This is a genomic window from Propionibacterium cyclohexanicum (genome assembly GCF_900111365.1).
GTDB lineage: Bacteria > Actinomycetota > Actinomycetes > Propionibacteriales > Propionibacteriaceae > Propionibacterium > Propionibacterium cyclohexanicum.
Map to the genome: position 1 here is coordinate 20728 of NZ_FOGZ01000011.1, position 21690 is coordinate 42417.

Annotated in this window: 30 protein-coding genes; 24 read left to right on the top strand and 6 right to left on the bottom strand. The window is 64.9% G+C overall.

Annotated elements, in window-relative coordinates:
• Nucleotides 1-248: 248 nt before the first annotated feature.
• The 21 genes from rpsJ to rplO all read left to right on the top strand — a co-directional run bounded on the left by rpsJ (nucleotide 249) and on the right by rplO (nucleotide 10278).
• Nucleotides 249-560, top strand: coding sequence for a 30S ribosomal protein S10 (rpsJ, locus tag BMX93_RS06510; protein ID WP_016668002.1), 312 nt, complete (start codon nucleotides 249-251; stop codon nucleotides 558-560).
• Nucleotides 561-571: 11 nt separating this feature from the next.
• Nucleotides 572-1231: a 50S ribosomal protein L3 gene (rplC, locus tag BMX93_RS06515; RefSeq protein WP_091969252.1), complete on the top strand. Its 660-nt coding sequence runs from the start codon at nucleotides 572-574 to the stop codon at nucleotides 1229-1231.
• Nucleotides 1228-1938, top strand: a complete 711-nt coding sequence (rplD, locus tag BMX93_RS06520) for a 50S ribosomal protein L4 (protein WP_091969254.1) — start codon at nucleotides 1228-1230, stop codon at nucleotides 1936-1938. The genes rplC and rplD overlap by 4 nt, the downstream gene beginning before the upstream one ends.
• Nucleotides 1935-2246, top strand: coding sequence for a 50S ribosomal protein L23 (rplW, locus tag BMX93_RS06525; protein WP_177170101.1), 312 nt, complete (start codon nucleotides 1935-1937; stop codon nucleotides 2244-2246). The genes rplD and rplW overlap by 4 nt, the downstream gene beginning before the upstream one ends.
• Nucleotides 2247-2284: 38 nt before the next feature.
• Nucleotides 2285-3121: a 50S ribosomal protein L2 gene (rplB, locus tag BMX93_RS06530; RefSeq protein WP_091969256.1), complete on the top strand. Its 837-nt coding sequence runs from the start codon at nucleotides 2285-2287 to the stop codon at nucleotides 3119-3121.
• 16 nt (nucleotides 3122-3137) lie between these two features.
• Nucleotides 3138-3419 (top strand): 30S ribosomal protein S19, encoded by a 282-nt coding sequence (gene rpsS / locus BMX93_RS06535; RefSeq protein WP_091969258.1) that lies wholly within the window; start codon nucleotides 3138-3140, stop codon nucleotides 3417-3419.
• A 26-nt stretch (nucleotides 3420-3445) separates the two neighbouring features.
• Nucleotides 3446-3910, top strand: a complete 465-nt coding sequence (rplV, locus tag BMX93_RS06540) for a 50S ribosomal protein L22 (protein ID WP_091969260.1) — start codon at nucleotides 3446-3448, stop codon at nucleotides 3908-3910.
• A gap of 2 nt (nucleotides 3911-3912) precedes the next feature.
• A complete protein-coding gene (rpsC, locus tag BMX93_RS06545; protein WP_091969262.1) occupies nucleotides 3913-4746 on the top strand; it encodes a 30S ribosomal protein S3 in 834 nt (277 codons plus the stop codon).
• A gap of 4 nt (nucleotides 4747-4750) precedes the next feature.
• Nucleotides 4751-5170 carry a 50S ribosomal protein L16 gene (gene rplP / locus BMX93_RS06550; RefSeq protein ID WP_091969264.1) on the top strand — a complete coding sequence of 140 codons (420 nt, stop codon included), beginning with the start codon at nucleotides 4751-4753 and terminating at the stop codon, nucleotides 5168-5170.
• Between the two features lies 1 nt (nucleotide 5171).
• On the top strand, nucleotides 5172-5420 hold the full coding sequence (gene rpmC / locus BMX93_RS06555; protein WP_091969266.1) for a 50S ribosomal protein L29: 249 nt from the start codon (nucleotides 5172-5174) through the stop codon (nucleotides 5418-5420).
• The gene (gene rpsQ, locus BMX93_RS06560; RefSeq protein ID WP_091969268.1) at nucleotides 5417-5692 is read left to right on the top strand and encodes a 30S ribosomal protein S17; all 276 of its coding nucleotides are present in this window, start codon (nucleotides 5417-5419) and stop codon (nucleotides 5690-5692) included. Before rpmC ends, rpsQ begins: the two co-directional genes overlap by 4 nt.
• A 129-nt stretch (nucleotides 5693-5821) precedes the next feature.
• The gene (rplN, locus tag BMX93_RS06565) at nucleotides 5822-6193 is read left to right on the top strand and encodes a 50S ribosomal protein L14 (RefSeq protein ID WP_091969270.1); all 372 of its coding nucleotides are present in this window, start codon (nucleotides 5822-5824) and stop codon (nucleotides 6191-6193) included.
• A 1-nt stretch (nucleotide 6194) separates the two neighbouring features.
• Nucleotides 6195-6569 carry a 50S ribosomal protein L24 gene (rplX, locus tag BMX93_RS06570; protein WP_091969272.1) on the top strand — a complete coding sequence of 125 codons (375 nt, stop codon included), beginning with the start codon at nucleotides 6195-6197 and terminating at the stop codon, nucleotides 6567-6569.
• Complete coding sequence (gene rplE, locus BMX93_RS06575; protein ID WP_091969274.1) at nucleotides 6569-7222, top strand: 50S ribosomal protein L5; 654 nt, start codon at nucleotides 6569-6571, stop codon at nucleotides 7220-7222. Before rplX ends, rplE begins: the two co-directional genes overlap by 1 nt.
• A 9-nt stretch (nucleotides 7223-7231) precedes the next feature.
• Nucleotides 7232-7417: a type Z 30S ribosomal protein S14 gene (locus BMX93_RS06580; protein WP_091969276.1), complete on the top strand. Its 186-nt coding sequence runs from the start codon at nucleotides 7232-7234 to the stop codon at nucleotides 7415-7417.
• Nucleotides 7418-7642: 225 nt separating this feature from the next.
• The gene (gene rpsH / locus BMX93_RS06585) at nucleotides 7643-8050 is read left to right on the top strand and encodes a 30S ribosomal protein S8 (RefSeq protein WP_091969280.1); all 408 of its coding nucleotides are present in this window, start codon (nucleotides 7643-7645) and stop codon (nucleotides 8048-8050) included.
• 30 nt (nucleotides 8051-8080) lie between these two features.
• Nucleotides 8081-8623, top strand: coding sequence for a 50S ribosomal protein L6 (rplF, locus tag BMX93_RS06590; RefSeq protein ID WP_091969282.1), 543 nt, complete (start codon nucleotides 8081-8083; stop codon nucleotides 8621-8623).
• 2 nt (nucleotides 8624-8625) lie between these two features.
• On the top strand, nucleotides 8626-9009 hold the full coding sequence (rplR, locus tag BMX93_RS06595) for a 50S ribosomal protein L18 (RefSeq protein ID WP_091969411.1): 384 nt from the start codon (nucleotides 8626-8628) through the stop codon (nucleotides 9007-9009).
• Between the two features lie 23 nt (nucleotides 9010-9032).
• Nucleotides 9033-9650: a 30S ribosomal protein S5 gene (gene rpsE / locus BMX93_RS06600; protein ID WP_091969284.1), complete on the top strand. Its 618-nt coding sequence runs from the start codon at nucleotides 9033-9035 to the stop codon at nucleotides 9648-9650.
• The gene (gene rpmD / locus BMX93_RS06605) at nucleotides 9650-9832 is read left to right on the top strand and encodes a 50S ribosomal protein L30 (protein WP_091969286.1); all 183 of its coding nucleotides are present in this window, start codon (nucleotides 9650-9652) and stop codon (nucleotides 9830-9832) included. The genes rpsE and rpmD overlap by 1 nt, the downstream gene beginning before the upstream one ends.
• Nucleotides 9833-9834: 2 nt before the next feature.
• Nucleotides 9835-10278: a 50S ribosomal protein L15 gene (gene rplO / locus BMX93_RS06610; RefSeq protein ID WP_091969290.1), complete on the top strand. Its 444-nt coding sequence runs from the start codon at nucleotides 9835-9837 to the stop codon at nucleotides 10276-10278.
• A 102-nt stretch (nucleotides 10279-10380) separates the two neighbouring features.
• On the opposite strand, the gene BMX93_RS06615 is transcribed toward rplO, so the two are convergent.
• The 6 genes from BMX93_RS06615 to BMX93_RS06640 all read right to left on the bottom strand — a co-directional run bounded on the left by BMX93_RS06615 (nucleotide 10381) and on the right by BMX93_RS06640 (nucleotide 18266).
• Entirely contained in the window at nucleotides 10381-11055 is a 675-nt protein-coding gene (locus tag BMX93_RS06615; RefSeq protein WP_177170102.1) for a CE1759 family FMN reductase, read from the bottom strand.
• Nucleotides 11048-12136: an LLM class flavin-dependent oxidoreductase gene (locus BMX93_RS06620; protein WP_091969413.1), complete on the bottom strand. Its 1089-nt coding sequence runs from the start codon at nucleotides 12134-12136 to the stop codon at nucleotides 11048-11050. Before BMX93_RS06620 ends, BMX93_RS06615 begins: the two co-directional genes overlap by 8 nt.
• A 215-nt stretch (nucleotides 12137-12351) precedes the next feature.
• On the bottom strand, nucleotides 12352-14088 hold the full coding sequence (locus tag BMX93_RS06625; RefSeq protein WP_177170103.1) for an ABC transporter family substrate-binding protein: 1737 nt from the start codon (nucleotides 14086-14088) through the stop codon (nucleotides 12352-12354).
• A 59-nt stretch (nucleotides 14089-14147) separates the two neighbouring features.
• On the bottom strand, nucleotides 14148-16244 hold the full coding sequence (locus BMX93_RS06630) for an ABC transporter ATP-binding protein (protein WP_091969297.1): 2097 nt from the start codon (nucleotides 16242-16244) through the stop codon (nucleotides 14148-14150).
• Nucleotides 16241-17281: an ABC transporter permease gene (locus BMX93_RS06635; RefSeq protein ID WP_091969299.1), complete on the bottom strand. Its 1041-nt coding sequence runs from the start codon at nucleotides 17279-17281 to the stop codon at nucleotides 16241-16243. The genes BMX93_RS06630 and BMX93_RS06635 overlap by 4 nt, the downstream gene beginning before the upstream one ends.
• Before the next feature lies 1 nt (nucleotide 17282).
• Nucleotides 17283-18266 carry an ABC transporter permease gene (locus BMX93_RS06640; protein WP_091969301.1) on the bottom strand — a complete coding sequence of 328 codons (984 nt, stop codon included), beginning with the start codon at nucleotides 18264-18266 and terminating at the stop codon, nucleotides 17283-17285.
• Between the two features lie 430 nt (nucleotides 18267-18696).
• Between BMX93_RS06640 and secY the strand changes: the two genes are divergently transcribed.
• The 3 genes from secY to map are packed head-to-tail and all read left to right on the top strand — an operon-like array spanning nucleotide 18697 to nucleotide 21424.
• Nucleotides 18697-20010 (top strand): preprotein translocase subunit SecY, encoded by a 1314-nt coding sequence (secY, locus tag BMX93_RS06645; protein WP_091969302.1) that lies wholly within the window; start codon nucleotides 18697-18699, stop codon nucleotides 20008-20010.
• Entirely contained in the window at nucleotides 20007-20582 is a 576-nt protein-coding gene (locus BMX93_RS06650; protein WP_091969303.1) for an adenylate kinase, read from the top strand. The genes secY and BMX93_RS06650 overlap by 4 nt, the downstream gene beginning before the upstream one ends.
• Nucleotides 20583-20584: 2 nt before the next feature.
• Nucleotides 20585-21424, top strand: a complete 840-nt coding sequence (gene map / locus BMX93_RS06655; RefSeq protein WP_091969304.1) for a type I methionyl aminopeptidase — start codon at nucleotides 20585-20587, stop codon at nucleotides 21422-21424.
• The last annotated feature ends 266 nt before the right edge of the window (nucleotides 21425-21690 follow it).

The window sequence follows — 21690 nt, forward strand, 5'->3', positions numbered from 1 at the left end:
GTGCGTTTTCGATTCAATTTCCTCTACTCAGAGGCTCGGCCAGTTCGCTGGATGAGCCGAGGGGACGCGACACCGGCTTGTCCGGTGGAGCAAGACGAACGCGACACCGGCTTGTCCGGTGGAGCAAGACGAACGCGACACCGGCTTGTCCGGTGGAGCCAAGGGAACGCGACACCGGCTTGTCCGGTGGAGCAAGACGAACGCGACACCGGCTTGTCCGGTGGAGCTGAGCGATATGGGGAACAACCGTGGCGGGACAGAAGATCCGCATCAGGCTCCGTGCCTATGACCATGAGGTCATTGACTCGTCGGCGCGCAAGATCGTCGACACTGTCACTCGGACGGGTGCAAAGGTCGCCGGCCCAGTGCCGTTGCCGACCGAGAAGAACGTGTGGTGCGTCATTCGTTCGCCCCACAAGTACAAGGACAGCCGCGAGCACTTCGAGATGCGTACCCACAAGCGGCTCATCGACATCCTCGACCCGACGCCGAAGACGGTCGATTCGCTCATGCGTCTCGATCTTCCAGCCGGTGTTGACATCGAAATCAAGCTTCCGTGAGGCCGTAGAACATGACTACCGAACGCACAGTGAAGGGCCTGTTGGGCACAAAGCTCGGCATGACCCAGGTCTGGGACGAGAACAATCGCCTCATCCCCGTGACAGTGATCCAGGCGGGGCCCTGCGTCGTGACGCAGGTGCGCACCCCGGATTCCGACGGCTACTCGGCTGTCCAGCTCGGCTTCGGCGCCGTCCGCGCCAAGTCCGTCACCAAGCCGGCTGCGGGCCAGTTCGAGCGGGCCGGGGTGACCCCCCGCAAGTACCTGGTGGAGATCCGTACCGCCAATGCCAGCGAGTACACGCTGGGTCAGGAGCTCGATGTCGATACCTTCTCGGCCGATGACGTCGTCGACGTCACCGGTGTCATGAAGGGCAAGGGCACCGCGGGCGTGGTCAAGCGACACGGCTTCAAGGGCCTGCGCGCCAGTCACGGCGTGCACCGCAAGCACCGTTCGCCCGGCGGCATCGGTGCCTGCTCGACTCCCGGTCACGTCTTCAAGGGTCTGCGGATGGCCGGCCGGATGGGCAATGTGCGCAAGACCGTGCAGAACCTCCAGGTGGCGCGCATCGACGCCGAGCGTGGTCTCATCCTCGTGCGCGGCGCAATCCCCGGGAACAAGGGCGGGCTCGTCATCGTGCGTTCCGCCGCCAAGAAGGGTGATGCCAAGTGAACGAGAACACGACGGTCGATGTCGTCGATGTCGTCGATGCGACGGGCAAGAAGACCGGCAGCGCACAGCTGCCGGGTGCCCTGTTCGACGTGCAGGCCAATATTCCTCTCATGCACCAGGTTGTCACCGCGCAGCTCGCGGCGGCACGTCAGGGCACTCATTCCACGAAGACCCGTGCCGAGGTTTCCGGCGGCGGCAAGAAGCCGTGGCGCCAGAAGGGCACTGGCCGCGCCCGCCAGGGCTCGACCCGCGCCCCGCAGTGGACCGGCGGCGGTATCAGCCATGGGCCGACGCCGCGCAGCTACAACCAGCGCACTCCCAAGAAGATGGTCGTCGCCGCGCTGCGTGGTGCGCTGTCCGACCGGGCTCGTGAGGGTCGTCTGCATGTGGTCGAGGAGTTCGTGCCCGGTGCGCAGCCCAGCACGAAGGCAGCCAGAGCGGTCATTGCCGCGCTGGGCGACTACCGCCGCGTGATCGTCGTGCTCCAGCGCGAGGAGACCACCAGCTGGCTGAGCCTGCGCAACCTTCCGGGTGTGCACGTGGTCGGCTATGACCAGCTCAACACCTATGACGTGCTGCTTGCCGACGCCGTGGTGTTCAGCAAGGCAGCGCTCGACGCCTTCGTTGCCGGCGCCGCCAAGGGCAAGTCCGTCAAGGCCGATGGCACCGAGCTGTCGTCGCAGGCCGCACAGGAGGACGCGAAGTGAGCGACTTCAAGATTCATGATCCGCACGACGTACTCATCGCGCCGGTGGTGAGCGAGAAGAGCTACGGGCTGCTGGACGAGAACAAGTACACCTTCATCGTGTCGCCGAACGCCAACAAGATCGAGATCCGCCACGCGGTGGAGTCGGTCTTCGGGGTCAAGGTGCTCAGCGTCAATACGCTCAACCGGCCCGGCAAGAAGCGCCGGACCCGGTTCGGCACGGGCAAGCGTCCCGACACCAAACGCGCGATCATCACGCTGGCACCGGACGACCACATCGACATTTTCGGGAATGCTCCGGTCGAGTGACCTGGGGCTGACGCGCAGACAAGGAACGAAGAAACCTCATGGCTATTCGTAAGTACAGGCCGACAACGCCGGGCCGCCGCGGCTCCAGCGTTGCCGACTTCGCAGAACTGACCAGGTCGACCCCTGAGAAGTCACTGCTCACGCCGAAGTCGAAGACCGGTGGGCGGAACAACTCCGGGCGCATCACGACGCGCCATATCGGCGGCGGACACAAGCAGGCCTACCGCCGGGTTGACTTCAAGCGCTATGACAAGGACGGGGTGCCGGCCACAGTCGCGCACATCGAGTACGACCCGAACCGCACTGCGCGTATCGCGCTGCTGCACTACGCCGACGGCGAGAAGCGCTACATCATCGCTCCGCTCGGATTGGGCCAGGGCACTCGCGTCGAGTCCGGCGCCGAGGCCGACATCAAGCCCGGCAACAACCTTCCCTTGCGCAACATCCCGGTCGGCACCCAGGTGCACGCCGTGGAGCTGCGTCCCGGCGGCGGTGCAAAGCTGGGCCGAAGCGCCGGTGCGGTGATCCAGCTCGTTGCCCGCGAGGGCAAGTACGCCACGCTGCGCATGCCCTCGGGCGAGATGCGCATGGTTGACGTGCGCTGCCGCGCGACGATCGGTGCCGTCGGCAATGCCGAGTACTCCAACATCAACTGGGGCAAGGCGGGTCGCGGTCGCTGGAAGGGCGTGCGTCCGACCGTTCGCGGTGTCGTGATGAACCCGATCGACCATCCGCACGGTGGTGGCGAGGGCCGGACATCCGGCGGACGTCACCCTGTGAGCCCCTGGGGCAAGCCTGAGGGGCGCACCCGGAACAAGAAGAAGGCCAGCAGCAAGCTGATCGTCCGTCGCCGCAAGTCCGGCAAGAAGCGCTGAGTGGGAGCCAGGAGATATGCCTCGCAGCTTGAAGAAGGGTCCGTTCGTCGACCAGCATCTGCAGAAGAAGGTTGATCTGCAGAACGAGAACGGCACCAAGAACGTCATCAAGACCTGGTCGCGGCGCTCGATGGTGACCCCCGACATGCTCGGCCACACCATCGCGGTGCACGACGGTCGTAAGCACGTCCCGGTGTTCGTCACCGAGGGCATGATCGGCCACAAGCTCGGCGAGTTCGCTCCAACGCGCACTTTCCGGGGCCATGTGAAGGACGACAAGAAGGCCCGCCGGCGCTGAGACGCGGCAGAGAAGGAATGAATTCGATGAGCAACACAAATGAGCGACCCAGCCGTCGCCTTGCCCTGCTCGGGGATCGTCCTGGCTCGTACGCCATTGCGCGTCACGTCCGGATGAGTGCCCAGAAGGTTCGCCGCGTCGCGGACACGGTGCGCGGGATGAACGCCAACCAGGCAATCGCGACCCTGCGGTTTGCACCCCAAGCGGCCAGCGAGCCCGTTCGCAAGGTCGTCGAGAGCGCGGTGGCGAACGCGGAGAATGCCGAGAACCTGCGTGCCGACGATCTGTACGTCAGCCAGATCTTCGTGGACGAGGGTGTGACCATGCGTCGTATCCGTCCTCGGGCGAAGGGCTCGGCCAGCCGTATCCTCAAGCGTTCCAGCCACATCACAGCTGTGGTGGAGCCCCGCCCGGCCAAACCGGCACCGAGCAAGACCGCCAAGGTCGCGGCGGACACCGCGACCGACACTGAGACCCAGAAGGAGGCCTGAGCGTGGGACAGAAGATCAACCCGAACGGCTTCCGCCTGGGTGTCACCACCGATCACAAGTCACGCTGGTATGCCGAGAAGCAGTATGCCGAGCTCGTGAACGAGGACGACAAGATCCGCACCTGGCTCACCAAGAACCTTGAGCGCGCCGGCATCAGCTCGGTGGAGATCGAGCGTCGCAGTGAGCGTTTGACCATTTTCCTCTACGCCGCTCGTCCGGGCATCGTCATCGGCCGCAACGGTGCCGAGGCGGAGCGGGTGCGCACCGAGCTGGAGAAGCTCAGCGGAAAGCAGATCCAGCTGAACATCCTCGAGGTCAAGGAGCCCGAGACCGACGCGCAGCTGGTGGCCCAGGGCATTGCCGAGCAGCTCGGTGCGCGCGTTGCCTTCCGGCGCGCCATGCGCAAGGCTCAGCAGACCGCCATCCGCTCCGGGGCCCAGGGAATTCGCATCAAGTGCTCGGGTCGTCTGGGTGGCGCCGAGATGAGCCGTTCCGAGGGCTATCGCGAGGGTCGGGTTCCGCTGCACACGCTGCGTGCGGACATTGACTACGGCTTCTACGAGGCCCGCACCACCTTCGGCCGGATCGGCGTGAAGGTGTGGATCTACAAGGGCGATGTCACCGGAACCCGCGCTGAACGCGCTGCCCAGAAGGCAGCTCGCCAGGCGGCTCCTGGCCGTCAGCGTCCGAACCGTCGTCCTGGCCGCGCCGAGCGCAGCGATCGTGGTGAGCGCGGCGGTCGTCGCCGTGCTGACGCCGCAAGGGAGCAGGCACCTCGCGCAGCCGCCCCCGCAGCCGCTGCGGAGACGCCAGCCACTGAGAACACAGGAGCCTGAAATCATGCTGATTCCTCGCCGTGTGAAATACCGCAAGCAGCACCATCCGACTCGTCGCGGCATGGCCAAGGGCGGCACCGAGCTCGCCTTCGGCGAGTACGGAATCCAGGCGCTGCAGCCGGCCTATATGACCAACCGTCAGATCGAGGCCGCCCGTATCGCGATGACCCGCTACATCAAGCGTGGCGGCAAGGTGTGGATCAACGTCTACCCCGACCGTCCGCTGACCAAGCACCCGGCCGAGTCCCGGATGGGTTCGGGCAAGGGCTCTCCGGAGTTCTGGGTCGTCAACGTCAAGCCAGGCCGGGTGCTCTTCGAGCTGTCCGGCGTCACCGACGACATCGCTCACGAGGCGTTGCGCCTGGCCATCCACAAGCTGCCCTTCAAGGCACGCATCATCTCGCGCGAATCAGGTGAGAACTGATATGGCAAAGACCAAGAGTGTCGCCGCGTCCGAACTGCGCGGGCTGCCGCGCACCGAGCTCAATGCCAAGGTCGTCGAGCTGAAGGAAGAGCTGTTTGCGTTGCGCTTCCAGGCCGCGACCGGCCAGCTCGAGAACAGTGGACGGCTGCGCGAGGTCCGCAAGGACATCGCGCGCATCTACACCGTGCTCCAGGAGCGCAACCTCGGTATCGTCGACGACCCGGATCGTGAAGGAGAGGTCGAGGCATGAGCCAGACCGAAGAGACCGTCGAGCGCGCGGGCCGCAAGGTCCGCGAGGGCGTTGTGGCGTCGGCGAAGATGGACAAGACCATCGTCGTCGTCGTCGAGGACCGTGTGAAGCACGCCCTCTACGGCAAGGTCATGACGAAGAATGTGCGGCTCAAGGCCCACGACGAGAACAACGAGGCCGGCGAGGGCGACCGGGTACGCATCATGGAGACGCGTCCGCTGTCCGCCACGAAGCGCTGGCGTCTCGTGCAGGTCGTGGAGAAGGCCAAGTAGCAAGGACTTCTCGGCGTCATCCGCGTTGGTGGGGCCGAGTCACCCCCTGGCAAAATCCAGGGGTCAACAACGAGTCTGGCAAGGCCCTGGGGGGTGACCCCAGGGAACCGGTCGGGCAGAGGAGAAGAAATGATCCAGCAGGAGACGCGGCTCAAGGTCGCCGACAACACTGGTGCCAAGGAACTCTTGTGCATCCGTGTTCTCGGTGGATCGAAGCGTCGCTACGCCGGGCTCGGCGACACCATTGTGTGTGCCGTGAAGGATGCCATCCCCGGTGGCAACGTGAAGAAGGGCGAGGTCGTCAAGGCTGTCGTCGTGCGCACCGTGAAGTCGCACCGTCGGGTGGACGGTTCCTACATCAAGTTCGACGAGAATGCCGCTGTCATCCTGGGCGGCACGAGCGGCGAGCCCCGTGGCACCCGCATCTTCGGGCCGGTGGCCCGCGAGCTGCGCGACAAGCGATTCATGCGCATCATCTCGCTGGCCCCGGAGGTGATCTGAGATGGCGAAGTTCAAGCTGAAGAAGGGCGATCGGGTGAAGGTGATCGCCGGTAAGGACCGGGGTGCGGTCGGCGAGATCATCGCCGTTCACACCGAGACCCAGCGTGTCACCGTCCAGGGTGTCAACATCGTCAAGCACCACAAGCGCGACAACGGCGACCCGAACACGGGACGTCAGGTCAAGGGCGGGATCATCGCGTCCGAGGCATCGATTCATGTGTCGAATGTCCAGCTCCTCGTCAAGGACGGCGACAAGGAGGTGCTGACCCGGGTGGGCAGCGAGCGCAAGCAGGTGACCAAGCGTCGTCCCGACGGCTCGGAGTACGAAGGCACCCGCGGCACCCGTATTGCCCGCAAGACCGGGAAGGAGATCTGATGGCCAGGACCAGGGAACCAGGTCTGAAGGTCGAGGAGGTCGTCGCGGCGTCGGCCGAGCAGACCCCGCGCTTGAAGAAGAAGTACCGCGAGGAGATCGTCAAGGCCTTGCTCGAGGAGTTCAAGTACGACAATCCGATGAAGATCCCCGGTCTCACGAAGATCGTGGTGAACATGGGTGTCGGTGAGGCAGCTCACGACTCGAAGGTTCTCGACGGGGCAGTGAAGGATCTCACGGCGATCACCGGTCAGAAGCCTCAGGTCACCGCGGCTCGCAAGTCGATCGCCCAGTTCCATCTGCGCGAGGGCCAGGCCATCGGCTGCCATGTCACGCTTCGTGGCGACCGGATGTGGGAGTTCGCCGATCGGTTGCTCAGCCTTGCGCTGCCCCGAATCCGTGACTTCCGGGGCCTCAACGGCAATCAGTTCGACGGTCATGGGAACTACACCTTTGGCCTGACCGAGCAGGTCATGTTCCTCGAGATCGATCCGGACAAGATCGACCGGACGCGCGGTATGGACATCACCTTTGTCACGAGCGCGTCCACCGATGCGGAGGGCAAGGCGCTGCTGAAGCACCTCGGCTTCCCCTTCAAGACAGTCGACGATGCGAAGACCGGCAAGAAGCGCGTCTTCCAGGGCAAGCGGAAGTAAGGATCACAGATGGCAAAGACCGCGTTGAAGGTCAAGCAGGCCCGTGGGTCGAAGTTCGCCGTGCGCAACTACACCCGGTGCCAGCGCTGTGGACGTTCCAAGTCGGTGTACAAGAAGTTTGGGCTGTGCAGGATCTGCCTGCGCGAGCTCGCCCACGCCGGGGCACTGCCCGGCGTGACCAAGTCGTCCTGGTGAGAGCAGCTTGCTGCTCGACCCGTCGATTGGTGAGAGCAGCTTGCTGCTCGATCGGTTGATTGGTGAGAGCAGCTCTTGCCGAAGACATCTGTGGGGTGGGCCGCCCAGGCGGCCCACCCCGTACCGCCGTGTTCGCGGCCGAGCTGGGGACGCGGCGATCACAACATCGAACGCAGCAGGTCCGAGTGGAATCGGAAACCGTTGCGAGAAAGAGGCTACGAAGCCATGACAATGACGGACCCGATCGCAGACATGCTGACTCGTGTGCGTAACGCCAACCAGGCGTTCCACGACGAGGCCAGCATGCCCAGCTCCAAGATCAAGACGCGTATCGCGGCGATCTTGAAGCAGGAGGGCTATATCGCCGACTACACGGTGAGCGAGCCTAAGGCCGGTGAGGTGAGCAAGACCCTCACCATCACCCTCAAGTACGGCGACGACCGCAAGCGTTCCATCGCTGGTGTTCGGCGTATCAGCAAGCCCGGTCTGCGCGTCTACGCGAGGTCGAACCAGCTCCCCAAGGTGCTGGGTGGTATGGGCATCGCCATCATCTCGACGTCTCAGGGTCTGATGACCGACAAGCAGGCGCACCAGAAGGCCGTAGGCGGCGAAGTGCTCGCCTACGTCTGGTGAGCACGGCGAGACAGCTAAGGAGATTCTGAAATGTCACGAATTGGCAGGCTGCCCATCGCCGTCCCGTCCGGTGTCGAGGTGACCATTGACGGCCAGGACGTCGAGGTGAAGGGGCCCAAGGGCTCGCTGAGCCGCACCCTTCCCGAGACCATCGTCATCAGCAAGGCCGAATCCGGTGAACTCATCGTCGATCGTCCCGACGACGAGCGGGTGAGTAAGTCGTTGCACGGCCTCAGTCGCACCCTGGTGGCCAATATGGTCACCGGCGTCACCGAGGGCTTCGAGAAGCAGCTCGAGATCGTCGGCGTCGGCTACCGTGTCGTCGCCAAGAGCCCGACCCAGCTCGAGTTCGCGCTGGGCTTCTCCCATCCGGTGATCGTCGATGCCCCCGAGGGCATCAGCTTCGATGTGAAGTCGGCGACCACGTTCACGGTCAAGGGCATCGACAAGCAGGTTGTCGGTGAGGTTGCCGCGAACATCCGAAAGATTCGCAAGCCCGAACCCTACAAGGGCAAGGGTGTCCGCTACGCCGGCGAACACGTCCGCCGCAAGGTCGGAAAGGCTGGTAAGTGATCATGGCGATCAACATCAATCACCAGAAGCATCTGTCCGCGCGCAAGGCCTCGCAGCTGCGTCGCCAGAAGCGCGGGCGCAAGAAGATCTTCGGTTACCCCGAGCGCCCTCGCCTCGTGGTCACGAAGAGTGCACGCCATATGGTCGCTCAGGTGATCGACGACGTCGCTGGCGCCACGCTGGCTTCGGCTTCGACCATGGAGGCCGATCTTCGGGCTCTCAGCGCCGACAAGACGGCCAAGGCCGAGAAGGTGGGCGAGCTGGTGGCGCAGCGCGCCAAGGATGCCGGCGTCGAGCAGGTGGTCTTCGACCGCGCAGGACATCAGTACCACGGGCGGGTCGCGGCAGTTGCCGATGGTGCCCGCAAGGCCGGTCTCGGTCTGTGACGACGGAAAGGTAAGGACAGGCGATGAACACATCCCAGCGCCGCGGAAGCGGACCGGGCAACGAGCGTCGCGGCCGTGAGGACCGTCGTGGCCGTGACAAGCAGGACGACCGCTCCAGGGATCAGTACCTGGAGCGTGTTGTCACGATCAACCGAGTGGCCAAGGTCGTTCAGGGCGGACGGCGTTTCAGCTTCACCGCACTCGTGGTGGTCGGCGATGGCAATGGCACCGTGGGTGTCGGCTATGGCAAGGCCAAGGAGGTCCCGGCGGCCATCGCCAAGGGGGTCGAGGAGGCCAAGAAGCACTTCTTCAAGGTGCCGATGATCCAGCGCACCATCCCGCATCCTGTCCAGGGTGAGAAGGCGGCTGGCGTCGTCATGCTGCGCCCGGCTTCCCCGGGCACCGGCGTCATCGCCGGCGGCTCGGTGCGTGCGGTGCTCGAGTGCGCAGGTATCCAGGACATCCTCGCGAAGTCCCTGGGTTCGGCCAATTCGATCAATGTGGTCCATGCCACGGTCGAGGCGCTGCAGTCACTCGAAGATCCCGAGCAGGTGGCGAAGCGCCGTGGGATGTCGGTCGAGGACGTCACCCCGGCCGCGATCCTGCAGGCTCGTCACGATGCAGAAGTGGCGGCGATCTGATGGCAGAGCTGAAGATCACCCAGACGAAGTCCATCGTGAGCGAGAAGCCCGCCGTCCGCGCGACGGTGAAGGCTCTCGGACTCAAGCGAATCGGCGACTCCGTGACCCAGGCCGATCGTCCCGAGATCCGCGGGATGATCCGGGCGGCCCGTCACCTGGTCGTCGTGGAGGAGGTGAAGTAGACATGCCTATCAAGGTCCATCACCTGCGTCCCGCACCCGGGGCCAAGCAGGATCGGCGTCGTGTCGGTCGAGGCGAGGCCGGCAAGGGCGGCAAGACGGCAGGCCGCGGCACGAAGGGCACCGGCGCACGCAAGAACGTCCCCCAGAGCTTCGAGGGCGGCTCGATGCCGATGCATATGAGGGTCCCGAAGCTGCGGGGCTTCCAGAATCCGTACAAGGTGAGCTACCAGGTCGTCAACCTGTCGCTGCTCAACGAGCTGTTCCCAGAGGGGGGCACGGTTGGCGTGGCGGAGCTCGTGGCGGCCGGTGCGGTGCGCAAGGGTCAGCCGGTGAAGGTGCTCGGCACCGGGGAGCTCACGGTGGCGCTGCAGATCAGCGCCGACGCCGTCTCCGCGTCGGCTCGCGAGAAGATCGAGAAGGCGGGCGGTTCGGTCACCACTGTGTGAGCGTGCGCCATCCTCGTGAATGTGCCTGTGGGCGGAACCAGCGCAGCTGGTTCCGCCCACAGGCACATTGGGGCCGGCAGCCCTGGGGCTCGCCGCGGAGGCTCAGCCTCCAGCGGCGCGTCTGCCCTGGGCGACCCGGCGCAGCATGGATTCGAAGTCGTTGCCCTCGGTGACGCGGGGTTCTTGCGGCGGCGGTGAGGCGCTGCCCCGAGCAGTCGTGATGGTGCCGGGAACGAGCCGCAGCAGGGAGGCTGCGGCCTGCTGGGCGCGGCGGTCAAGGGAGTCGCCAGCCCAGTCATCGGTGGCGGCGAAGATGCTGATCGGTGCAACGAGGGCGTGCAGATAGTGGAGCATCGGGAGCATGGCCCTGTCGATGACGAGCGAGTGGCGCGCCGTCCCCCCGGTGGCTCCGAGCAATACCGGTTTGTCGCGCAGCGTGGCCTCGTCGAGCACTTCGAAGAGCAGGGAGAACAGGGCGGCAGGTTGGCCGTTGTGGACGGGCGCGACGGCGATGAGGGCGTCGGCCCGATGGATGCGCTGCTGGAGCTGGCGCAGGCCGGCAGGCATGAGGTGACCCAGCTGGGCGCTGAGCAGATCTGTGGCGATCTCACGAACTTCGACGATCTCGACTGGTTGTGCTGCAGCCACGGCGGGGAGCTGCCCTCGGACGGCTGCTGCGAGCTTGTCGACAAGCATCCGAGTCGCCGAGGGTGTGCCCAGTCCGGCGCTGATGGCAAGGATCTTCACCGGGTCCTCGCCGACGGCTCGCTCAGTCACGGTGCGGCTCCCTCTCGCGAGCCGCCAGCAGCGAGGCATGAGTGGGCGCATCGGGGACCTCGGCCGGCCGGTTGTGCGCGAAGCCCTCGCGCATCTGAGGCAGGATCTCGCCAAGGAGCTCGAGTTGCTCAAGCACGGTCCGCAGAGGCAGACCGGCGTGGTCGATGAGGAACAGCTGGCGCTGATAGGGCCCGAACAGCTGCGCGAAGGACAACGTGCGTTCCAGCACCTGCTGTGGTGAGCCGACAGTGAGCGGGGTCTGCGCGGTGAACTCCTCCAAGGACGGCCCATGTCCGTAGACCGGGGCATTGTCGAAATAGGGGCGGAACTCGCGGATCGCGTCCTGGGAATTGCGGCGCATGAAGAACTGCCCTCCGACCCCGACGATGGCCTGCGCCGCGCTGCCATGGCCGTAGTGCTCGAAGCGGCGCCGGTAGAGCGCGATCATCTGGGCGGTGTGCTCCAGTGGCCAGAAGATGTTGTTGTGAAAGAAGCCGTTGCCGTAGTAGGCAGCCTGTTCGGCAATCTCGGGGGAGCGGATGGAACCGTGCCAGACGAACGGGGGAATCCCGTCGAGGGGGCGTGGCACCGAGGTGAAGCCCTGGAGCGGGGTCCGGAAGCGGCCCTGCCAATCCACCTGTTCCTCGCGCCACAGCCGGTGCAGCAGGGCATAGTTCTCCAACGCCAGCTCGATGCCCTGGCGGATGTCCTTGCCGAACCACGGATAGACGGGCCCGGTGTTGCCGCGCCCGAGCATGAGGTCGACGCGCCCGTGCGTCAGGTGCTGGAGCATGGCAAAGTCTTCGGCGATCTTCACAGGATCGTTGGTGGTGATGAGCGTCGTCGCGGTGGACACGATGAGCCGTTTGGTCTGGGCGGCGATCCAGGCGAGGGTCGTTGTGGGGGAGGAGGAGAAGAAGGGCGGGTTGTGGTGCTCTCCGATCGCGAAGACGTCGAGGCCGATGTCCTCGGCGTGGCGGGCGATTCGTCCCCAGCCCTCGAGGCGCTCGTGCTCGCTCGGGGTATGTCCGTTGGTGGGATCTGCCGTGAGGTCCGAGACGGAGAAGATGCCGATCTGCACCTGGACACGCGCCGGCTCCCGGGTCGCGCTGGGCGGGTCCACGACATCGTTGAACATGCAACCGTCAACCGGGAATGGCCCACGGCTATTCCGGCCCCGGGCGCCGATGCAGGCATCGCCCCCGAAATGCACTGGGGCCCCGCCATATGGCGGGGCCCCAGTGTCAGTGCGGCAGTGTCAGTGCAGCAGGGGATCACGAACTTCCGGTGTGGGGATCAGGACGAGGCGACGTCCTTCTGCCAGCCGATGTTCTCCGGGAAGTCGGCGATGAGGTTCATCGTCGAGGCGTAGGCTCCGGCACCCACATTGGCCAGCCCCTTCTTCACGGCGTAGATCTCCGGACCGGAGTACAGCGGGATGAGGCCGAAGCTGCCCATCGCCTTGACCTCGAGCTCGTTCGCCTTGGCGGTCTGCTCCTCGGCGGTGGGCAGCGACTGCAGACCTCCGTCGCCCTTGATGAGCTTGTCCAGCTCGGCGCTGCCGGTGCCGGAGTGGTTGAGGGTGGAGTCTGAGCAGTAGACCTGGCAGAAGTAGGCCACGCCATTCGGATCAGTCTGAGCGAAGCCGCTGATCATGAGATCGAAGTCGTTGTTCTTGATCGTCGTGGAGAAGTCCTTGGAGGACTTCTCCACGATCTGCACATCGATGCCTGCCGCCTTGAGCTGGGTCTGCAGCGCCTGGTACATGGCCTTCGTCGTGGTGTTCGTGGAGAACAGCGGCAGCTTGAGGCTCAGCTTCGTGCCGTTCTTCTCGTAGATCCCGTCAGAGCCCTTCGACCATCCGTCTCCCTCGAGGTCCTTGGCTGCAGCAGCGGTGTCCGTCTTGGGGACGACCTTGGAGAAGTTGTCCTGGTAGCCCTTCTGGAAGGGGAACAGCGTCGTGGAGCCGAGCGGCTTCTCGGTGTAGTCCAGGCCCTGGAAGATCACCTGGAGGAGCTGTTCGCGGTTGACCGATTCGGCGATCGCCTTGCGCACCGCAAGATCGCTCAGCGCGGGAGACTTCGAGTTCAGGGTGATGAGGCGGATCGCCGGCGAGGTGCCCTTGCGGATCTCGGTGCCGGCAAGCCCCTGCAGCTGGTTCAGCAGGTTCGCGGTGCCAGCCCCGGCGACGTCGACCTCGCCGTTCTTGAAGGCGTTGAGGGCGGCCTGGGTGTCGTCGCGGACCGTGAAGGTCACCTTGTCGAGCTTGCCCTTCTCGCCCCACCACTTCGGGTTGCGCTCGAAGGTCACGGTGCCCGCGTTGGAATCGAATGCACTGAGCGTGTACGGCCCGGCGCCCCACTCGGGGTGGGCACTGGCGAGCGTGCCGCCGGTGTAGGCGTTGTTGTAGGCGTCGGCGGTGTTCACCGCGGGGTTGAGCAGCTGATTGAACAGGCTCGAATACCACGGGAACGGCCCGTTGAAGGTGACCACCGCGGTCTTCGCGTTGTCGCCCTGCGTCACCGACTTGATCTGGCTGTATCCATCGGTGGTGTTCGCTGAATACGCCTCGTCGGAGCCGTTGTTGTCCTTCCAGGTGGTCTCGAAGGCGGTCCAGTCGATGGGCTGGCCGTTGTTCCAGACGGCCTTGTCGTTGATCTTGTACGTGACGACGGTATTGCCGTCCTTCGTCGTGGCGTCGACCGAGTCGAGATAGTTCTTGTCGATCTTCATCTCGCCGGCCGGGGTGAACTTGATGAGCACCGGGTTGTACCACTGCCACAGGGCCTGCGTGTCGGTGGTCATGTTGGCCTGGAAGACGTTGAGCTGCGGCGTGATCTCGCCGATGCTGAGGTTCAGCGTGCCGCCGTCCTTGAGATTGGACGCCGGCTGCTCGTCGATGGAGTACTGCAGCTTCGTGCTCGTGGCGGGCGACGAGGACGAGGACGTGCTCGAGGCGTTGCTACTGCACCCGGCGAGGGCAAGCGCCAGGACGGCTGCCCCGGCGAGTGCCTTTTTCGGAAGGGTATGCATGATCTCTTCTCCTTCTTCATGCATCTGTGATGGGTGACGCGGGCCCGCGGGGGCCGGGGTCAGCGGAAATGGCACGCGTTGCGATGGTCCGTGCCGTCTTTCCCGTGCAGCGGCGGTGTCTCGTGGAGACAGCGCATGCGATCGCTTTCCGGGAGAGTCTTGAACAGCGGGCACCGGCTTGCGAAACGGCAGCCGGGCTCGTTGTCGGTGGGGGAGGGCATGTCGCCGCTCAGCACGATCCTGTTGCGCCGCCGTTCCACGGTGGGATCGGGGAGGGGGATGGCCGAGAGCAATGCCTCCGTATAGGGATGCTGGGGGTTGTCGAAGATGTCGTCCACGGCGCCGATCTCCACGATCTTGCCGAGGTACATCACTGCGACCCGATCGGAGATATGGCGTACCACCGACAGGTCGTGGGCGACGAACAGATACGAGAGGTCGAGTTCGGCCTGGAGGTGGTCGAGCAGGTTGATGACCCCTGCCTGGATCGACACGTCGAGCGCCGAGACGGGCTCGTCGAGTGCCAGCACCTTGGGCTCGGTCGCGAGCGCCCGGGCGATCCCGATGCGTTGACGCTGCCCTCCGGAGAAGGCGCCGGGGAAACGATCCATATGAGCCGGGTCGAGGCCCACCAGATCCATCAGCTCGCGGACCCGCCCGTCGATCCGCTTCGTGGGATAGTCCAGCGAGTGCAGGGGCTCGGCGATGATCTCGTAGACGGTGAAGCGGGGGTCCAGCGCGCCCATCGGGTCCTGGAAGACCATCTGGATGTTCTTGCGCTGGGTGCGGCGTCCGCGGGCGTCGAGTTCCTTGAGCGGCACGCCGTCGAGGGTGATGGTGCCTTCGACGTCGGCACCGAAGCCCATGATCTCCAGCAGGGTGGTGGTCTTGCCGCATCCCGACTCGCCGACTATGGACAGCGTCTCGCCGGTCTTGATGTCGAAGCTGACGTCGTTGACCGCATAGACCGAGCCGATCCGCCGCTTGAGCACTGCCCCCTTGACGAGCGGGAAGGTCTTGACCAGATGCTCGACCGACAAGGTGGTGCTGCGCTCTTCGCGAGGCTTTTCCCGTGTCGCGGAGGTGGGCGGCGCGGGCACCGGGAAGACCGGTTCGCCGTCGAGGGTGGATCCGTGGATCTGCTCGGCGCGCCAGCAGGCCACCTGGTGCAGATCGCCGCTGAGCTGCGGATCCTCCGGTTCGGACGGTGTGGTGTCGATGAGCGCAATGGCGTCCAGTGGGGGTTCGAGCTGCCGGCACTTGTCGACGGCGATCGGGCAGCGTGGCGCGAAGGGGCAGCCGGCGGGCAGGTCGATGAGGATGGGCGGATTGCCCGAGATGGGAACCAGCGGCTGCTTGTCGTTGCGATGCACCTTGGGGATCGCGCCGAGCAGGCCGATGGTGTATGGCATCCGGGGATTCGAGAAAATCTCGTGCACCGGTGCGTGCTCGACCACCTTGCCGGCGTACATCACCACGACATCGTCGGCCGAACCGGCGATCACGCCCATGTCGTGGGTGATGAGGATGACGGCGGCATGGGTCTCGCGCTGGGCCACCTTGAGCAGGTCGAGGATCTGGGCCTGGATCGTCACATCGAGCGCGGTGGTCGGCTCGTCGGCGATGATGATGCGCGGGTTGTTCGCTATGGCGATCGCAATGACCACGCGCTGGCGCATGCCGCCGCTGAATTCGTGGGGGAATGACTTCACCCGCCGCGCCGGGTTCGGGATGCCCACCAGGTCGAGCAGTTCGATGGCGCGGGCCTGGGCATCCGGCTCGGACATGTGCGGGTTCTTCACCCGCAGCGCCTCGATGATCTGATCGCCGACCGAGTACACCGGCGTGAGGCTGGACAGCGGGTCCTGGAAGACCATGGCGATGTCATTGCCGCGGTGCGCCGTCATCTCGGTGTCGCTGAGGCCGATGAGTTCCTTGCCCGAGAAGCGCACGGAGCCGCTCACACGTGCCGAGTCGGCGAGCAGGCCCATGACGGCCAGGGAGGTAACCGACTTCCCGGAACCGGACTCACCGACGATGCCCAGGGTCCGTCCCGGCAGGAGGTCGAAGGAGACGCCTCGCACGGCATCCACCCGACCGGCCTCGCTGGGGAAGGAGACCTTCAGATCGGTGACGGACAGGATGGGTGAGGTCATGCGGTGCCTCCGGCAGCCGAGTTGGGATCAAGAGCGTCTCGCAGCCCATCGGACAGGAGCGACATCGAGACGGTGAGCAAGGTGAGTGTGCCGGCCGAGAACCAGAAGATCCAGGGGGTGCTCGAGATGGCGTTCACGCCGTCCTGGAGAAGCACACCGAGGGAGACGTCGGGGATCTTCACCCCGAATCCGAGGAAGGACAGGCCCGTCTCGGTCATGACGGTGGAGACCACGCCGAGGACGAACTGGATGACCAGCAGCGAGCCGATGTTCGGCACGATGTGCTTCATGACGACCGCCGGCCCGCGCACCCCCATGAAGCGGGCGGCCGCGATGAACTCGCGCTCGCGGATCGACGTGGACAGCTGCCAGATCACCCGGGCGGGGAGCATCCAGCCGAACACGACGAGCACGACGATGAGGATCTGCCAGGAGCCCGAGAAGTGGTTGGCCACCAGGGCCAGCAGCAAGAAGCTGGGCAGGATGAGCAGGAAATGGATGACGGCCAGGATGGCTCGCTCGCCCCAGCCACCGAGGTACGCGGCCATCGCCCCGACGAAAGCGGCGATGAGCGTGGTGAGCAGGGAAACCGACAGGGCGATGGTCAGTGAGCGTCCCAATCCGTGCATGAGCATGGCATACAGATCCAGTCCTCCGGCATTGGTGCCGAACCAGTGGGTGCCATTGACCAAGGCGCCGTTGGGGCCGATGACGCTGCCCTGCGTGCCAGGTGGCGCGGCCAGGGCCCCGAAGTCCATCTCGGTGTAGGTGAAAGGACTCAGATGCCCCCCGACGAGCGCTGCGAGGACAAGGACGAGGAAGATGCCCAGGCCGACGACGGCGGGCTTGTTGCGCCAGAAGCGCCGGGCGTACAGCCGCAGCCGCCCGGTACGGCGAGGCAGCTCGGTTTCAGCGAGCGTTTCCGCATCACGTTCCGCCACTGCGGTCGTGCCCTCGTCGGCTCGCAGGGTGCGCTCGGTGTGCTCGGAGAAGTTCGCGCGCTCGTTCGAGCTCGGGGGATCGGGTTGATGGCTCATCTCAGTTCACCCTCACTCGTGGATCGATGATGACGACGAGGATGTCGGCGAGCACTGCGCCGACGGCCGTCATGAGTGCCGCGAAGGCGGCAGTTGCCACGACGCCGTGGATGTCGTTCTTTGCGATCGTCACGTAGAAGTAGTTGCCCATGCCCTGCCAGCCGAAGATCGATTCCGTGATGACAGCGCCGGTGAAGATGCCCGGAATGGCGAAGGCCACCTGGGTCGTGACAGGTATGACGGAGGTGCGCAGTGCATGGTGGCGGATGGCCCGGGCCTTGGTGAGGCCCTTGGCTCGTGCCGTGCGGACATAGTCGGCGTTGATGTTGTCCAGCAGCAGGGAGCGTTGCGTGAAGTGATAGTTGGCATAGCTGATGAAGGTCAGGCAGATCGTCGGCAAGATGAGGTGTTGAGCCTTGTCGACGAGCACATTGAAGAAGCCCGTCACCCCGATGCTCGATGAGCCGGTCACGTAGAAGATCCGGTGGCCGACCGCATTGTTGAAGGCTATGGCGCCGAGCACCACCACCATTGCCGCGACGACGATGTGGGTGTTCATGGCGATGATGGAGATGGCCTGCCAGATGCGGTCGCCGAGCCTGTACTGCCTCGACGCCGTGTAGACGCCGATGGCGATGCCCAGCACGCAGGCGAGAATCGTGGCACCCAGCATCAGCTGCGCCGAATTCCACACCCGGAATCCGACCTGGTCGTTGACGGACTGGCCGACGGGGGAGTAGCCCCAGTTCCAGTGCAGCACGATGTCGGTGAGCCAGGTCCACCAGCGGTGCAGCAGCGGAACCGTCGGATCCAGATTGTAGGGGTGGAGCATCTGGTTCAGCTGGGCATCCGGCACCGGTGGTCGCCGGTCGATGTAGTTGGCCTTGGGGTCGAGGAAGAGATTCGCCAAGAAGTAGGTGAGGTTGGTGGCCAGCACGATCATGGCGAGCCACCCGAGCGCCTTGCGCAGCAGGTACTTGATCAAGGCTCAGACCCGTCCGCGAGAACTGTGGGGGCGGTCGCGCGGGCCGTCAGCCCGCTGAGTGCAGCGTCGCAAGTGGCAGAGCATCATCGAGGACCCCCAAACGGCCGTGGTGTGCAGATGTCGGAACGGGTCCGGGCATCCATCCGGATGGTCAAGGCTGTGGTCACCTTGCCCGGCGGAGACAGAGTTTGCTGCCATCCTAGGAATCTCGCAAGAATATTCACCGTTCTGTAACGCAAATGTAGCGGTGCGGGGGTGGTGCCCGGAGCGGAGGTTCCGGTTGTGCGGGTCATGGCCATCCTCTCGCGCAGCGTGTGGGGACGCCCTCGCGCAGCGTGTGGGGACGCCAGCTGCTCGCACTGTAGACTGCGGGAGTTGTCCCACGTCCCGAAGACCACTGCGCGGGTGGCCACCGACAGAGAGTTCAAATGTGATTTCGGCCTTTCTCAACGCCTTCCGGTCCCCGGATCTGCGCAAGAAGATTGGGTTCACCCTGCTCATCCTCGTGGTGTTCCGTCTCGGATCCACCATCCCGACGCCCAATGTGAATCTCTCGGCGATCCAGGCGTGCGCCGCAGACGCCCAGACCGGTGAGGCGGGCGGCCTGTATTCGATGGTCAATCTGTTCAGCGGCGGCGCCCTGCTGCATCTGGCCATCTTCGCGCTGGGCATCATGCCCTACATCACGGCATCGATCATCCTGCAGCTGCTGACCGTTGTCATTCCGCACTTGGAGGCCCTCAAGAAGGAAGGCGCCAGCGGGCAGGAGACGATCACCAAGTACACCCGCTGGCTCACCATCGTGCTCGCGGTACTGCAGGCCACGAGCTTCACGATGCTGGCTGTCTCGGGACAGCTGTATCGCTCGTGCGCGCAGTCGGTCGTCTACGACACCGGGATCTTCTCGATCATCGTCATGATCCTCACCATGACGGCCGGCACCTCACTGATCATGTGGCTCGGTGAGCTCATCACAGAGCGCGGCGTCGGCAACGGCATGTCGATCCTCATCTTCACCCAGATCGCGGCGCGCTTCCCGGCCTCGATGTGGGGAATCCGCACCGCCCATCCCGGCAACCAGGGCTGGCTGCTGCTGGTCATCGTGGTGGCCGTCGGCCTGCTCGTCATGGCGGGCGTGGTCTACGTGGAACAGGCCCAGCGCCGGATCCCCGTCCAGTACGCCAAGAGAATGGTGGGCAACCGCCTGCTCGGCGGCTCGACCACCTACATCCCGCTCAAGGTGAACCAGGCAGGCGTCATCCCGGTCATCTTCGCCGCGTCGATCCTCTACCTGCCGGTGCTGTACACGATCTTCCATCCCACCGGATCGGTGGCGGCCTGGATCGGACGCAATCTGGCGGGCAACGGGGATTCCGTGCCGTACAACGTGATCTACGTCCTGCTCATCATCTTCTTCACCTACTTCTATGTGGCCATCACTTTCGATCCGGTCGAGGTGAGCGACAACATGAAGAAGTACGGCGGTTTCATCCCGGGCATCCGGGCCGGCAAGCCCACTGAGGACTATCTCGCCTATGTGTTGAGTCGGCTCACCGCGCCCGGCTCCTTGTATCTGGCGCTCATCTCCCTCATCCCGACCCTCGCCATCGTCCTCCTCGGCGCCGACCAGAACTTCCCGTTCGGCGGCACCAGCCTGCTCATCATGGTCGGCGTCGGCTTGGACACCGTGAAGCAGATCGAGTCGCAACTCCACCAACGCAACTACGAAGGATTCCTCGCATGAGATTGCTCATCATGGGTGCTCCGGGTGCCGGAAAGGGCACCCAGGCGGTGGGCGTTGCCGCGCACTACCGTGTCCCGGCCATTTCCACCGGCGACATCTTCCGCGCCAATGTGAAGAACGGCACGCCGCTGGGCAAGCAGGTGGACGCCATCATGAAGGCGGGCAACTACGTGCCCGATGAGCTCACCGAGGAGATCGTCGCTAATCGGTTGAGCGAGCCCGATGCGCGCAAGGGCTTCCTGCTCGACGGCTTCCCGCGCACCATGCACCAGGTCGACGCACTGGACGACTATCTCGACCAGCACGGCACGACACTCGACGCAGTGATCTTCCTCGATGTCGACGCCGAGATGCTCATCGCCCGGCTGCTCAAGCGGGCCCAGACCGAGGGGCGGGCCGACGACAACGAGACAACGATCCGACACCGGATGGACGTCTACCGGGACAGCACCCAGCCCCTGCTGGATGCCTATGCGAAGCGCGATCTGCTGGTGCGCGTCGACGGGCAGGGCAGCGTTGACGAGGTGGCGTCGCGCATCGCCGCGGCCGTCGACGCGGCGGTGACCCGCTGAGCATGTTCTCCCGCGAGCACATCGAGGTCAAGACCCTCGACCAGATCCGCGCCATGCGGGTCGCCGGGCTCGTCGTCGCCGAGGGACTGGCTGCCATGGGCGAAGCCGCCAAGCCCGGCGTCACGACAGCCGAGATCGAGGCGGTGGGTCGCGAGGTGCTGGCCCGTCATGGCGCCACGAGCAATTTCCTCGGCTACGGCGCCGACTGGGGGCTGCCGCCCTATCCAGGTGTCGCGTGCATCTCGGTCAACGAGGTGGTTGTGCACGGTATCGCGGGCGAGCGTGAGGTACACGAGGGCGACATCGTCTCGGTGGACTATGGGGCCATCGTCGACGGCTGGCACGGCGACGCCGCCAGGACCTTTGCGGTGGGTCAGATCGATGCCGATTCCCGCCAGCTCATCGATGTGACGAGTGAGTCGATGTGGGCGGGTATTGCCCAGATCGCCGCTGGGCACCGGATCGGTGATGTCTCGCATGCCGTCGAGCAGTCGATCCTTTCGCACGGACGCAGCTACGGGATCATCCGTGATTACACCGGTCATGGCATCGGCACCGCCATGCACCAGCCTCCGGATGTGCCCAATTACGGGCGGGCCCATCGTGGCGCGAAGATTGTGCCCGGCATGTGCCTGTGTGTCGAGCCCATGGTCACGCTGGGCGGCGATGAGGTGGAGGAGCTGGACGACGGATGGACTGTCGTCACGGTTGACTCGACCCGCGCCGCGCACTGGGAGAACACCATCGCCGTCCTTCCCGACGGCCTGTGGGTGCTCACCGAACCCGATGGCGGACGCGCACAGCTGGCCGCACTGGGCGTGCCCTACGGCGGGCTGGAGTAGTTCCTGCTCCGTGTCACGGTGTTCGCTGTCACGGTGTTCGCTGCATTCAACGGCTGTCTTGTGGCATCGCCGGAACGGACGTGGCGTGATGGGCCCGTTGAGGTGTTCCCCACCGCGTTCTGAAGAGCACGATCTCCACGACTTTTCAGCGTCTGGGGATTGACAATGGAAGCGCTTACATCTGTAATGGAAACAGCTTTGAAAGCGCTTCCATCCCAGTGTCGGCAGAGCCATGGCGGCTCGTGGAAGTGTCTTGCAGCCGATTC

Bases quoted from the DNA above. Each gene is read 5' to 3' on its own strand.
- rplC (WP_091969252.1), top strand. From the start codon at position 572: ATGACTACCGAACGCACAGTGAAGGGCCTGTTGGGCACAAAGCTCGGC.
- rplB (WP_091969256.1), top strand. From the start codon at position 2,285: ATGGCTATTCGTAAGTACAGGCCGACAACGCCGGGCCGCCGCGGCTCC.
- rpsS (WP_091969258.1), top strand. From the start codon at position 3,138: ATGCCTCGCAGCTTGAAGAAGGGTCCGTTCGTCGACCAGCATCTGCAG.
- rplV (WP_091969260.1), top strand. From the start codon at position 3,446: ATGAGCAACACAAATGAGCGACCCAGCCGTCGCCTTGCCCTGCTCGGG.
- rplP (WP_091969264.1), top strand. From the start codon at position 4,751: ATGCTGATTCCTCGCCGTGTGAAATACCGCAAGCAGCACCATCCGACT.
- rpmC (WP_091969266.1), top strand. From the start codon at position 5,172: ATGGCAAAGACCAAGAGTGTCGCCGCGTCCGAACTGCGCGGGCTGCCG.
- rpsQ (WP_091969268.1), top strand. From the start codon at position 5,417: ATGAGCCAGACCGAAGAGACCGTCGAGCGCGCGGGCCGCAAGGTCCGC.
- rplN (WP_091969270.1), top strand. From the start codon at position 5,822: ATGATCCAGCAGGAGACGCGGCTCAAGGTCGCCGACAACACTGGTGCC.
- rplX (WP_091969272.1), top strand. From the start codon at position 6,195: ATGGCGAAGTTCAAGCTGAAGAAGGGCGATCGGGTGAAGGTGATCGCC.
- rplE (WP_091969274.1), top strand. From the start codon at position 6,569: ATGGCCAGGACCAGGGAACCAGGTCTGAAGGTCGAGGAGGTCGTCGCG.
- BMX93_RS06580 (WP_091969276.1), top strand. From the start codon at position 7,232: ATGGCAAAGACCGCGTTGAAGGTCAAGCAGGCCCGTGGGTCGAAGTTC.
- rpsH (WP_091969280.1), top strand. From the start codon at position 7,643: ATGACAATGACGGACCCGATCGCAGACATGCTGACTCGTGTGCGTAAC.
- rplF (WP_091969282.1), top strand. From the start codon at position 8,081: ATGTCACGAATTGGCAGGCTGCCCATCGCCGTCCCGTCCGGTGTCGAG.
- rplR (WP_091969411.1), top strand. From the start codon at position 8,626: ATGGCGATCAACATCAATCACCAGAAGCATCTGTCCGCGCGCAAGGCC.
- rpsE (WP_091969284.1), top strand. From the start codon at position 9,033: ATGAACACATCCCAGCGCCGCGGAAGCGGACCGGGCAACGAGCGTCGC.
- rpmD (WP_091969286.1), top strand. From the start codon at position 9,650: ATGGCAGAGCTGAAGATCACCCAGACGAAGTCCATCGTGAGCGAGAAG.
- rplO (WP_091969290.1), top strand. From the start codon at position 9,835: ATGCCTATCAAGGTCCATCACCTGCGTCCCGCACCCGGGGCCAAGCAG.
- BMX93_RS06625 (WP_177170103.1), bottom strand. From the start codon at position 14,088: ATGCATACCCTTCCGAAAAAGGCACTCGCCGGGGCAGCCGTCCTGGCG.
- BMX93_RS06630 (WP_091969297.1), bottom strand. From the start codon at position 16,244: ATGACCTCACCCATCCTGTCCGTCACCGATCTGAAGGTCTCCTTCCCC.
- BMX93_RS06635 (WP_091969299.1), bottom strand. From the start codon at position 17,281: ATGAGCCATCAACCCGATCCCCCGAGCTCGAACGAGCGCGCGAACTTC.
- BMX93_RS06650 (WP_091969303.1), top strand. From the start codon at position 20,007: ATGAGATTGCTCATCATGGGTGCTCCGGGTGCCGGAAAGGGCACCCAG.
- map (WP_091969304.1), top strand. From the start codon at position 20,585: ATGTTCTCCCGCGAGCACATCGAGGTCAAGACCCTCGACCAGATCCGC.